At 73.5% G+C, this 12,198-nt stretch carries 9 protein-coding genes and 1 pseudogene; 7 read left to right on the top strand and 3 right to left on the bottom strand.

The window, feature by feature from the left end; genetic code table 11:
* The first annotated feature begins 7 nt into the window (after positions 1–7).
* Positions 8–862 carry an ABC transporter ATP-binding protein gene (locus tag GFH48_RS30850; protein WP_153291376.1) on the top strand — a complete coding sequence of 285 codons (855 nt, stop codon included), beginning with the start codon at positions 8–10 and terminating at the stop codon, positions 860–862.
* 105 nt (positions 863–967) lie between these two features.
* Here GFH48_RS30850 and GFH48_RS30855 read toward each other — a convergent pair whose 3' ends face one another.
* Complete coding sequence (locus tag GFH48_RS30855; protein WP_153291377.1) at positions 968–1,315, bottom strand: SCP2 sterol-binding domain-containing protein; 348 nt, start codon at positions 1,313–1,315, stop codon at positions 968–970.
* 42 nt (positions 1,316–1,357) lie between these two features.
* Between GFH48_RS30855 and GFH48_RS30860 the strand changes: the two genes are divergently transcribed.
* The 6 genes and pseudogenes from GFH48_RS30860 to GFH48_RS30885 all read left to right on the top strand — a co-directional run bounded on the left by GFH48_RS30860 (position 1,358) and on the right by GFH48_RS30885 (position 8,257).
* Entirely contained in the window at positions 1,358–1,678 is a 321-nt protein-coding gene (locus GFH48_RS30860) for a hypothetical protein (protein ID WP_194280724.1), read from the top strand.
* A 7-nt stretch (positions 1,679–1,685) separates the two neighbouring features.
* A complete protein-coding gene (locus GFH48_RS30865; RefSeq protein WP_153291378.1) occupies positions 1,686–2,501 on the top strand; it encodes a TlyA family RNA methyltransferase in 816 nt (271 codons plus the stop codon).
* Positions 2,498–3,403 (top strand): NAD kinase, encoded by a 906-nt coding sequence (locus GFH48_RS30870; protein WP_153291379.1) that lies wholly within the window; start codon positions 2,498–2,500, stop codon positions 3,401–3,403. Before GFH48_RS30865 ends, GFH48_RS30870 begins: the two co-directional genes overlap by 4 nt.
* Positions 3,404–3,871: 468 nt before the next feature.
* Positions 3,872–5,590, top strand: a complete 1,719-nt coding sequence (gene recN, locus GFH48_RS30875; RefSeq protein WP_153293195.1) for a DNA repair protein RecN — start codon at positions 3,872–3,874, stop codon at positions 5,588–5,590.
* Positions 5,591–6,044: 454 nt separating this feature from the next.
* Positions 6,045–6,776: pseudogene (locus GFH48_RS30880) on the top strand (hypothetical protein); the annotation flags it as partial.
* Between the two features lie 344 nt (positions 6,777–7,120).
* Positions 7,121–8,257: a glycosyltransferase family 4 protein gene (locus GFH48_RS30885; RefSeq protein WP_153291380.1), complete on the top strand. Its 1,137-nt coding sequence runs from the start codon at positions 7,121–7,123 to the stop codon at positions 8,255–8,257.
* A 37-nt stretch (positions 8,258–8,294) separates the two neighbouring features.
* Here the strand turns inward: GFH48_RS30885 and GFH48_RS30890 are convergent, their stop codons facing one another.
* Both GFH48_RS30890 and GFH48_RS30895 read right to left on the bottom strand, forming a co-directional pair.
* Positions 8,295–9,935 (bottom strand): PucR family transcriptional regulator, encoded by a 1,641-nt coding sequence (locus tag GFH48_RS30890; RefSeq protein WP_153291381.1) that lies wholly within the window; start codon positions 9,933–9,935, stop codon positions 8,295–8,297.
* A gap of 195 nt (positions 9,936–10,130) precedes the next feature.
* Positions 10,131–11,933 carry a glycoside hydrolase family 15 protein gene (locus GFH48_RS30895; RefSeq protein WP_194280903.1) on the bottom strand — a complete coding sequence of 601 codons (1,803 nt, stop codon included), beginning with the start codon at positions 11,931–11,933 and terminating at the stop codon, positions 10,131–10,133.
* Between the last annotated feature and the right edge of the window lie 265 nt (positions 11,934–12,198).

Raw genomic sequence — 12,198 nt, forward strand, 5'->3', positions numbered from 1 at the left:
GCCGGACATGAGCGCCCCCGCGAACGAGAACCCCCAGAGGAGCACTGTGAACCGCCTGTCCGCCGACAATGTCACCCTCGGCTACGACCAGCGCGTCATCGCGGAGAAACTGTCGGTGGAGATCCCCGACAACTCCTTCACCGTGATCGTCGGCCCGAACGCGTGCGGCAAGTCGACATTGCTGCGGGCCCTGTCCCGGATGCTCAAGCCCTCCGAGGGGCGGGTGCTGCTCGACGGGCAGGTCATCCAGTCGATGCCCGCGAAGAAGGTGGCCAGGACGCTCGGACTGCTCCCGCAGTCGTCGATCGCGCCGGACGGGATCACGGTCGGTGATCTGGTCGGCCGGGGCCGCTATCCGCACCAGGGGCTGCTGCGCCAGTGGTCGACGGAGGACGAGCGGGTCGTACGGGAGTCGATGGCCTCGACCGGAGTGGCCGAACTGGCCGATCGCTATGTCGACGAACTGTCGGGCGGTCAGCGGCAGCGCGTCTGGATCGCGATGGCCCTCGCCCAGCAGACCCCGCTGCTGCTGCTCGACGAACCGACCACCTACCTCGACATCCAGCACCAGATCGACGTGCTCGACCTCTGCGCCGAACTCCACGAGGAGCGGGGCCGGACGCTGGTCGCGGTCCTGCACGACCTCAACCACGCCGCCCGGTACGCCACCCACCTCATCGCCCTGCGCGACGGCCGGGTCGTCGCCGAGGGCGCGCCCCGGGACATCGTGACGGCCGAGCTGGTCGAGGAGGTCTTCGGGCTGCGCTGCCAGGTCATCGACGACCCGGAGACGGGGACGCCGCTGGTGGTCCCGGCGGCCCGCAAGGCACGCGTCGCGGTGTCGGCGGCGGAAGGCTCCTGACCGGCCGGATCGGCCGGCTGCCGGGTGTGGACGGGACTCGTCGGTTGCCGGATGCGGACGGGACGCGTCGGTTGCCGGATGAGCAGGCCACCGGGTCCGCCGGATCTAGAGAAGGCTCCTGAGCCGGAACAGGTCCAGCAGGCCCGCCTCCAGTTTCACCCGGCCCGAACCCCACGCCTTCGCGAAGTGCAGGTTGCCGTTCACCATCGCGATCAGGTCGTCGCCGCTCATGGTGAGCCGGATCTGGGCCTTCTCGCGAGGCGGACCCGAGATCGTGTCCAGCACCTCGATCCGGCCGTCCTCGAGACGCCCCACGAAGGTGATGTCGAGGTCGGTGATACGGCAGCTCAGCGAACGGTCCAGGGCCGCCGCTCCGCGCACGTCCCCTTCGGCACCCGCCAGGTTGTCCGAGAGCTTGTCGAGCGCCGCACGGCACTCCTCAGTCGTCGCCATCGTGATCGACCGTACCGCAGCGCTTCGGGGTAGCGTCGGGGCATGAACGAGTCAGTGCCGGAGTCCGGGGTCGTGCCGGAGGCCGAGGCCGGGGTGCCCGCGGAGGACACTCCGGACGTACGGGACCCCGCCGAACCCGCGTACGACCCCGCCGCGCCGGCCCCGCTGGACGTGGAACGCGTTCCCACGGGGAGCGCCGAGGTGGACGCACAGCTCGACCGGCTGGGCGACGCCGACCACCTCGCCACGGACGGACACCTGGAGGTGTACGAGGATGTGCACCGGGGGCTGCGTGACGCGCTGACCGCGCTCGACGCCCGCCCGGGACCTCCGGCGCCCCCTTCGTACGACCGCAGGAGCTGAACCGAACGTGGCAGGAGTGGCACGCCGCCGCCTCGACGCCGAGCTGGTCCGCCGGAAACTCGCCCGCTCGCGCGAACACGCGGGCCAGCTGATCGCTGCGGGCCGGGTCACCGTCGGCAAGACCCTGGCGACCAAATCCGCCACCCAGGTGGAGACCGCGGCCGCGATCGTCGTCACCCAGGACGACAACGACCCCGACTACGTGTCGCGCGGCGGGCACAAGCTCGCGGGCGCGCTGGCGGCCTTCGTGCCCCGGGGCCTGCGGGTCGAGGGGCGGCGCGCGCTGGACGCGGGAGCCTCCACCGGAGGCTTCACCGACGTGCTGCTGCGCGCGGGCGCCGCCCATGTCGTCGCCGTCGACGTCGGCTACGGTCAACTCGCCTGGTCGCTGCAGAGCGATGAACGCGTCACCGTCAAGGACCGTACGAACGTACGCGAGTTGACGTTGGAGGCGATCGATGGGGAGCCCGTGGACCTTGTTGTCGGGGATCTGTCCTTCATCCCGCTCGGACTGGTGCTGCCCGCCCTCGTGCGGTGCGCTGCGCCCGACGCCGATCTGGTGATGATGGTCAAGCCGCAGTTCGAGGTGGGGAAGGAACGACTGGGCAGTGGTGGAGTCGTACGCAGTCCGGAACTGCGCGCCGAGGCGGTGCGCGGCGTGGCCGGACGGGCCGCGGAACTGGGACTCGGGGTGGAGGGCGTGACCGCCAGTCCGCTGCCCGGTCCCTCGGGCAATGTCGAGTACTTTCTCTGGCTGCGTGCCGGGTCGCCCGAACTCGACCCGGCCGACGTAGACCGTGCAGTGGCGGAGGGGCCGCGTTGACACAGACCCGAGCTCGTACTGTTTTCCTGCTCGCCCACACCGGGCGGCCCGCTGCGATCCGCAGCGCCGAACTCGTCGTCCAGGGGCTGTTGCGCTCCGGACTCGGGGTCCGTGTCCTGGAGGCGGAGGCGGCGGACCTGCCGCTGCCGCCCGAGGTGGAGCTCGTCCGGGAGGCCACCCCGCAGTGCCTCGACGGGTGCGAACTGCTGATCGTGCTCGGCGGTGACGGGACGCTGCTGCGCGGCGCCGAGTTCGCCCGCGCGTCCGGTGTCCCGATGCTCGGCGTCAACCTCGGCAGCGTCGGGTTCCTCGCCGAGGCCGAGCGCGACGACCTCGACAAGGTCGTCGACCGGGTGGTCACCAAGGCGTACGAGGTCGAGGAGCGGATGACCGTCGACGTCGTCGTGCACCGCAACGGCGACATCGTGCACACCGACTGGGCGCTGAACGAGGCCGCCGTGCAGAAGGTGTCCGCCGAGAAGCTCCTGGAGGTCATCCTGGAGATCGACGGACGGCCGGTCACCGGCTTCGGCTGCGACGGCATCGTCTGCGCGACCCCCACCGGGTCCACGGCGTACGCCTTCTCCGCGGGCGGGCCCGTGGTGTGGCCGGAGGTCGAGGCGCTCCTGATGGTGCCGATCAGCGCGCACGCGCTGTTCGCCAAGCCGCTGGTGACCTCGCCCGACTCCGTGCTCGCGGTGGAGGTGCTGCCGCACATTCCGCCCGGGGTGCTGTGGTGCGACGGGCGGCGCACGGTGGAGCTGCCGCCGGGAGCGCGGGTCGAGGTACGGCGCGGTGCCGTTCCGGTGCGGCTCGCACGGCTGCACCACGCGTCGTTCACCGACCGGCTGGTCGCGAAGTTCGCGCTGCCGGTGGCCGGGTGGCGGGGCGCGCCGCACTGAGCCGTGCCGCCGTGGCGGCACGACCGCCTGGCGGGCGCGCGAAGGGAAGTGGGCGAGGGGTTCGTCGCCGTCACGGTCACCGTGGTGGCGGGCGAACCCCTCGCGCCGCTCCCGAGGCCGTCAGGAGGCCCGTGGAATCCCACGGACCCACGGACCCACGGACGCCCACGGTGCCCATGACCGGTCCTGCGGGGACATGGGGGCTGGTGGCCTGAGGGAGAGCCTGCGGGCCCGTGCGACCCCGTGGCGGGCCCGGGAGCCCGCAGGGCGCACCCGGCGGTACGGGCCGCGCGGCGCCCGGTCCACGGCCCCGTACGGACCCGGCGGGACCACCAGCGGGAAACCCCACCCCAGCGGGTGACACACGTCCCCGGGTGAGCCCCGTCACCTGCGCCTTCGCACAAGCAGGGCAGGGCCCGTCGCACATCGGGTCCCTGACCTCGTAAGGTCGTGTCCGTGTTGGAGGAGATGCGGATACGGTCGCTCGGAGTCATCGACGACGCAGTCGTCGAATTGTCGCCCGGCTTCACCGCCGTGACGGGTGAGACCGGTGCGGGCAAGACGATGGTGGTCACCAGCCTCGGGCTGCTGCTCGGTGGGCGCGCGGACCCCGCCCTCGTACGGATCGGCGCCAAGAACGCCGTCGTCGAGGGCCGGATCGCCGTACCCACGGGAGGAACGGCGATCCGGCGGGCCGAGGAGGCGGGAGCCGAACTCGACGACGGAGCGCTGCTGATCAGCCGTACCGTTTCGGCCGAAGGACGCTCCCGGGCGCACATCGGCGGACGGTCGGTGCCCGTGGGCGTACTGGCCGAACTCGCCGACGAGCTGGTCGCCGTGCACGGACAGACCGATCAGCAGGGGCTGCTCAAACTGTCCCGGCAACGGCAGGCCCTCGACCGGTACGCCGGGGACGCGGTCGCCGCGCCGCTCGCCAAGTACGCCGGTGCCTACCGCCGGCTGCGGGCGATCACGACGGAACTGGACGAGATCACCACCCGCGCTCGTGAGCGGGCCCAGGAAGCCGACATGCTGCGCTTCGGGCTCGAGGAGATCGCGGCGGTGGAGCCGCGCTCGGGCGAGGACACGGAACTGTCCGCGGAGGCCGAGCGGCTCGGCCACGCGGAGGCGCTGGCTTCGGCCGCCATCGCCGCGCACGCGGCGCTCGCCGGCAATCCGGAGGACCCCGAGGGCATCGACGCGGCGACCCTCGTCGCGGGTGCCCACCGGGCCCTGGAGGCCGTACGCGCGCACGACTCCGCGCTCGCCGGGCTGTCCGGACGGATCGGGGAGATCAACATCCTGCTGCGCGACGTGGCGGGAGAACTGGCCGGGTACGCCGACGACCTCGACGCCGATCCGCTGCGACTGTCGGCGGTCGAGGAGCGCCGGGCCGCGCTCACCCAGCTGACGCGGAAGTACGGCGAGGACGTCGACGCCGTACTGGCGTGGGCGGAGCAGAGCGCCGCGCGACTCCTCGAACTCGACGGCGACGACGAGCGGATCGGCGAGCTGACCGCCGAGCGGGACGCGCTCCGGGCCGAACTGGGCGGACTGGCACAAGCGTTGACGGACGCCCGGACGGAGGCCGCGGAACGGTTCGCGGCTGCCGTGACCGCCGAGCTGGCCTCGCTCGCCATGCCGCACGCACGCGTGTCGTTCGAGATCCGGCAGACCGACGACCCCGAGGGCGTGGAACTCGGCGGGCGGACCGTCGCGTACGGGCCCGCAGGCGTCGACGAGGTCGAGCTGCTGCTCGCGCCGCACCCCGGCGCACCGCCCCGGCCCATCGCCAAGGGGGCGTCCGGCGGTGAGCTCTCGCGGGTGATGCTCGCGGTGGAAGTGGTGTTCGCGGGGACCGATCCCGTACCGACGTATCTCTTCGACGAGGTCGACGCCGGGGTCGGCGGCAAGGCCGCGGTCGAGATCGGGCGGCGGCTGGCGCGGCTCGCCAGAAGCGCTCAGGTGGTCGTGGTGACGCACCTTCCGCAGGTGGCCGCGTTCGCGGACCGGCAACTGCTGGTCGAGAAGACGAACGACGGGTCGGTGACCCGGTCCGGGGTGAAGGTGCTGGAGGGGGAGGACCGCATCCGGGAGCTGTCCCGGATGCTGGCGGGACAGGAGGACTCGCAGACGGCTCGGGCCCACGCGGAGGAGTTGCTGGCCACGGCTCGGGCCGACGCGTAGCCGTCCGGCGGTGCACGCGCTCCCGCGGCGCGCCGGACCGGGGCCCTGCCGCGCCGAGGCCCTGCCGCGCCGAGGCCCTGCCGCGCCGGGGCCCTGCCGCGCCTCGCCGGGCCGGGGTTCGCCGGGCCGGGGTTCGGGGCCCGTGTCCTGGAGGGGATCCGCCCGTGCATCGGCTGCGCTCTGCCGCGCGCCCCGGTCTGGGTCCGGCCCCGCGTCCCGGTCGGCGTCCGGCTCTCCCGGGCCTGGCCGGGCTCCGCCCCTCGCGGTGGCGCCGGGCGCTACCCCCGTGTCCCGGGCCGGGTTCAGGCCCCGCGCCTCGGCTTGACCGCCTCGGCGGCCGCGGCCCTGGCGGCCCGCGTGGTCCGTCGTCCGCCGCGGTTCGCGGATGCCGCTCCGCGGCCGTTCTCCGTCCGTCCCTCCCGGCGCTTCGCGCCCGGCCTCCGGAGTGGCCCGCATGATCACTGTGTTCGGTACCGCCGCCGCGACCACCCGCGCCCTTCTCGCCGCCCTGCGGGCCGAGCCGCCGGGCGGCCCCGGTCGCTGGGAACGCGCGAACCACGCCGGCCGCACCGTCGAGCTGTACGCGGGTCCCGCGGTCGCCGTGGGCGCGGCGTTCGGAGCCGCCCTGGCCCACCGCGGGGCCGGATTCGCCGTCCTGGCCGCCGGTGCGTGCGGCGCGTACGACGACATCGCCGGGGCCGGTGACCCGCGGCGTGGGTTCCGGGCGCATCTCGGGGCGTTGCGGGACGGCGAAGTCACCAGTGGTGCCGTCAAGTTGTTCGGGATCTCGGCCGCCGGGCTGGTGGCGGGGGCGCTGCTGAAGGAGCGGCCCCTGGACCGGCTGCTCGCGGGAGTGGTGATCGCCGGGAGCGCGCACTTCGTGAACCTCGTCGATGTGCGTCCCGGGCGGGCCGCGGGCGCGGTGCTGGCACTGGGGGCGCCCGGAATGCTGCGGGGCGGGCGCTCCGGGAGGCTCGCCGCCGCCGTGACGGGTGCAGCGGCCGCGGTTCTCCCCGACGATCTCGGCGAGCGCGTGATGATCGGCGACACCGGCGCCCACGCGCTCGGAGCCGCGCTGGGCACCGCCGTGGTCGCGGGCAACGGGCGGGCCGGACTTCTCGCCCACGCCGTGGCACTGGTGGCCGCGACGGTGTGCGGGGAACAGGTCAGCGCCGTGGCGCGAGCCGGACGGCGCCCGCGCCAGGACCGGCCCTCCGCGCCCGTACGGGCCGCCCGCGCCCCCTGGCACCTCCGCCCCTCGGCGTCCGTCCCCCGCGGGAGCGACGGGGGCCCGCCGAGCCAGGCCGCCCCGGCCTGAGGGCAGCGAACCGCTCACCCGTGTGGGTGACAGGCGCCGTCGAGTGGGTCGGTGTCCGGCGCGGGGCGCTCCGATGGCGGTCCCGGAACACCCGTACGGCCTGGCATCCTTGGACGCAGTACACGGAGCACTACGTGCGGTACGCCCCCTCCGCAGACCTTTCTGTACGTTTCTCCGTGACCGTCCGACGCCGAACCAGGAGCCCCGGCCACGTGACCCACGTGAGCAGCCACCCACCGCACGGCCAGTCGCCGCTGCGCACCGTGCAGGTGCTCGGCGGCGGAAGCGCGGGCAGCAGCGCCCATGTGCGGTCGCTGGCCTCGGGCCTCGCCGCCCGTGGCGTGCGGGTCACCGTCTGCGCCCCGTCCGAGGCCGAGCGCACGTACGGATTCACCGATGTGGGAGCCCGGCACGTCCCGGTGGCCCGCAGTGGTGACCCCGGCTCCGTGGCGGCGCTGCGGATCGCCTGCGCGGACGCCGACCTCGTGCACGCGCACGGGCTGCACGCCGCGCTGCGGGCCGCGCTCGCGCTCAGCGGGCGGCACACCCCGCTCGTCGTCACCTGGCACACCCGTGCGCAGGCCGAGGGGGCGCGGGCCCATCTGCTGCGTCTGCTGGAGCGGCGCGTCGCGAGGGCCGCCGCCGTCGTCCTCGCCACCTCCTCGGACCTGGTGGACCGCGCCCGCAGTCGCGGGGCCCGGGACGCCCGGCTCTCCGCCGTCGCGATCCCGGCACCGCGCAAGGCCGTCGAACACGGGGACCCCGACCGGCTGCGCCACAAGGCGCGAGCCGAACTCGGCGCCACCGAACGCCCGTTGCTCATGGCGGTGGGCTCCCTCGACCGGCACCGCGGATACGGCACCCTGCTGGACGCCGCGCGCGCGTGGCGGGACCTCGACCCCGTGCCGCTCCTCGTGATCGCCGGCGAGGGGCCACTGCGTACGGTCCTCCAGGGGCGTGTCGAGGACGAGGAACTGCCGGTCCGGCTGCTCGGCCGGCGTGACGACGTCTCCGAGCTGCTGCCCGCCGCCGATCTCGTGCTGCTGTCGAGCGGCTGGGAATCCCGTTCCGTCCTCGCGCAGGAGGCCCTGCGCGCGGGCGTGCCGCTGGTGGCGACCGCGGTCGGCGGCATCCCCGAACTCGTGGGTGACGCCGCCGAACTCGTCCCGTACGCGGACCCGGGGGCGCTCGCCGCGGCCGTGGTGCGGCTCCTCGGCGATCCGGCGCGCCGGGAGCTGCTCCGCGAGAGGGGAGTGCGGCAGGCCGCCGGCTGGCCGACCGAGGACGAGACGGTGGCGCAAGTGCTCAGCGTCTACGACGAGTTGACCGAGGTACGGCCCCTCGTCTGAGGCCTCGGCAGACGGCGTCCGGCTCCTCGCGCGGGATTCAGGACACGTGCCTTCGTGCCCGTAGTGCCAGGCTCAACGCCAGTACCGTCTGCGGGTCGTCCAGGTCCGTACCCAGCAACTCCCCGATCCTGGCGAGCCGGTTGTAGAGGGTCTGCCGGTTGAGATGCAGCTCGCGGGCCGTCTCCGCCTTGCGGCCCGCGTGTGCCAGGTACGTCTCCAGGGTCGGCAGCAGCGGAGGCCTGGAACGGTGGTCGTGGTCGCGCAGGGGGCCGATGGCCCGGTCCACGAAGGCCGCCAGGTCCGGGTGGTCGCGCAGGCGCCAGAGGAGGAGGTCGATGTCGAGGCGGCGCGCGTCGTACCAGGGGCGGTCCGACAGGCCCTGCGCGGCCGTCGCCGTCTCCGCCGCGTGCCGCAGACCCGCCGAGGCCGCCGCCCAGCCGCCCGCGACGCCGACCACCACCACCGGGGGCAGCGCACCGGGCCGCTGCATCCCCGCGCGCTCCACGCCCGTCCGCAGCGCCAGTGCCACCCGGTCCGCGACCGCCTGGCGCTCGGACTCCGCACGCAGGCCGAGCAGGAGCGGGACACGGCCCTCGACGGGGCGTACGCCGAGCAGCACCGGTACCCCCACCGAGGCCAGTTCCTCCGCGACGGCCCGGGCCAGGACCGCCCAGCCTCCGCCGGGGGACAGGCCGTCGGCGAGCCGCATCACGACGGGCAGAAGCGGGCTCCCGCCCGGCTTGAAACCGAGCACGCGGGCCTGGGCGGGGGCGTCCTCCGCCTGGATACGGCCCTCCGCGAGGTCGGTCAGGAAGTCGCCGCGCCCACGTGCGGCGAGTTCCTCCTCCTGGCGGGCCTGCATCAACACGACGGCCAGGATGCCGGCGGCCCGCTCCGCTGCGATCCGGTGCACGGGAGCGATCGGTGAGCCGACCGGCAGCAGGACCAGCCGGGCCCGCACCGCGCCGGTTCCGGGGCCGCCGCCCGGCACGTCCACGAGCGTCGTCCCGGCGGGCGGCTGTTCCTTGTGCTGGCCGCGCAGCCCCTCCCACACCTGGAGCGGATCGGCGCCGGCGGAGCCGGATCCCGCGGCGTACAGGAGCTGTCCGTCCGGGGTCTCCAGGAAGACCGGGTTGCCGCTGAAGTCGGCCAGGATGCGCAGGACCTGGGGGACACCGCCGCCGCCGAGGAGCGCCTCGGTGCAGCGCCGGTGCACCTCCTCGGCCTGCTGGAGCAGCGCGTAGTGACCGTTGACGATCTCGGTGTGGATCTCCTCCGTGACCGCGACGAACGGCACTTCCCGGTGCAGCTGGACGAGGGGCAGGCCGGCCGAGCGGGCCGTCTCGACGAGGGCCGCGGGCAGTCGGGCGAAACGCGGGCCGAGTTCGACGACGAGCGCCGCGATCCCGCGCTCGGCCAGCGTCCGGACGAAGGCGCGCTGGTCGGCGGGGCGGGTGCCGAGGCCGTAGCCCGTGGTCAGGAGCAGTTCGCCGCCCTTGAGCAGTGACGCGATGTTCGGGACCTCGCCCGCGTGCACCCAGCGCACGGTGCGCTGCAGCCGGTCGGCTCCCGCGAGGATCTCGGGCAGCCCGCCGCGCAGCCCGGGCAGCTCCAGTGCCCGCTGCACGGTGATTCCGGCGCCCTGGGTGTCGAAGCTGCTGTCCGTACGGCTGTCCATGCTGCGGACGCTACCCGCGCACCCCGTGCGCGGGCACCTTCGAGGCCGGAGCCGCCGGGGGTCCGCCGGGCCGAGGGCGGTGCCAGGGCGTCCCTGCCGCGTCCGTGCGGCCACGCCGCGCGGCATCCCGCGCAACGGCCACGGCGGCCGCTGTTCGGCGGCCGCCGTATGTCGCCTCGTCCCGTCCCGGAGGGTCTAGCCGCCGTACGCCCCGCTCGCCGTCAGCCTCAGTGCCGTGTCGATCAGGGGCACGTGGCTGAAGGCCTGCGGGAAGTTGCCCACCTGGCGCTGGAGACGCGGGTCCCACTCCTCGGCCAGCAGGCCCAGGTCGTTGCGGAGCGCCAGCAGCCGCTCGAAGAGCTTGCGGGCCTCGTCGACCCGGCCGATCATCGCCAGGTCGTCCGCCATCCAGAACGAGCACGCGAGGAAGGCGCCCTCGTCGCCCTCCAGCCCGTCCACGCCCGCGTCCTCACCGGAGGTCGGGTAGCGCAGGATGAAGCCGTCGGAGGTGGACAGCTCGCGCTGGATCGCCTCGATGGTGCCGATCACGCGCTTGTCGTCGGGCGGCAGGAAGCCCATCTGCGGGATGAGGAGCAGCGAGGCGTCCAGTTCCCTGGAGCCGTACGACTGCGTGAACGTGTTGCGCTCCTTGTCGTAGCCCTTCTCGCACACGTCCCGGTGGATGTCGTCGCGCAGTTCGCGCCACTTCTCCAGGGGTCCGTCCGCGTCGCCCGACTCGATGAGCTTGATGGTGCGGTCGACCGCGACCCAGGCCATCACCTTGGAGTGCACGAAGTGCCGGCGCGGACCGCGGACCTCCCAGATGCCCTCGTCCGGCTGGTCCCAGTGGTCCTCCAGATAGCGGATCAGCTTCAACTGGAGCAGCGAGGCGTAGTCGTTGCGGGACAGGCCGGTCATGTGGGCCAGGTGCAGGGCCTCGGTGACCTCGCCGTACACGTCGAGCTGGAGCTGGTGCGCGGCGCCGTTGCCGACCCGTACCGGGCCCGAATTCTCGTATCCGGGAAGCCAGTCGAGTTCCGCCTCGCCCAACTCCCTTTCGCCCGCGATGCCGTACATGATCTGGAGGTTCTCCGGGTCGCCCGCGACCGCGCGCAGCAGCCACTCGCGCCAGGCCCTGGCCTCCTCGCGGTATCCGGTGCGCAGCAGGGAGGAGAGAGTGATCGCGGCGTCGCGCAGCCAGGTGTAGCGGTAGTCCCAGTTGCGTACGCCACCGATCTCCTCCGGCAGGGAGGTGGTGGGCGCCGCCACGATGCCGCCCGTGGGCGCGTACGTCAGGGCCTTGAGGGTGATCAGCGAGCGGACGACGGCCTCGCGGTAGGGGCCGTGGTAGGTGCACTGGTCGACCCAGTCGCGCCAGAACTCCTCGGTGGCCTCCAGGGCCTGCTCGGGCTCGGGCAGCGCGGGGGGCTGCTTGTGCGAGGGCTCCCACGAGATGGTGAACGCGATCCGGTCACCGGGTGCCACCGTGAAGTCGGCGTACGTGGTCAGCGCCTTGCCGTAGGTCTCGCAGGGGGTGTCGAACCACACCGAGTCCGGTCCGGCCACGGCGACCGTGCGTCCCTCGTGCTTGTGCACCCAGGGCACCACGCGCCCGTAGCTGAACCGCATCCGCAGCGCGGAGCGCATCGGGACGCGGCCCGTGACGCCTTCCACGATGCGGATGAGCTGCGGCGCGCCGTCGCGGGGTGGCATGAAATCGGTCACGCGGACCGTGCCGCGGGGGGTGTCCCACTCGGATTCGAGGATCAGCGAGTCGCCGCGGTACGAGCGGCGTGCCGCCGTCGGCGGTTCGGCGTCGGCCGCGTGGGCCGGGCCGAGCCGCCAGAATCCGTGTTCCTCCGTGCCGAGCAGTCCCGCGAAGATGGCATGGGAGTCGAAGCGGGGCAGGCACAGCCAGTCCACCGTGCCGTCCCGGCAGACCAGCGCTGCGGTCTGCATGTCTCCGATGAGTGCGTAGTCCTCGATGCGCCCGGCCACGTGCATCTCCAGTCGAACGGCCACGTCGCCCCCCGCGAGGGGCGGTCGCTCTGCGGTCAGGGGAACGTTCAAAACGTTAGAAGGTTGAATGTAAGAACGTTGGTGAAGCGTCGCTGCGGAACGTCAATTATTGGTCCGATTGTCGTTGCGAAACGAACTGACGAGCCTTCGTTGTTCCGGGATACGGGCGGGGATGGTGCCGTGTGTCGGCCGGGCTCGGCAGCGAGTGTCCGAGCAGGATACGACGCACGTGGAAGATCCGCGT

Origin of the sequence: Streptomyces fagopyri, from assembly GCF_009498275.1 — a bacterium.
GTDB classification, from domain to species: Bacteria; Actinomycetota; Actinomycetes; order Streptomycetales; family Streptomycetaceae; genus Streptomyces; species Streptomyces fagopyri.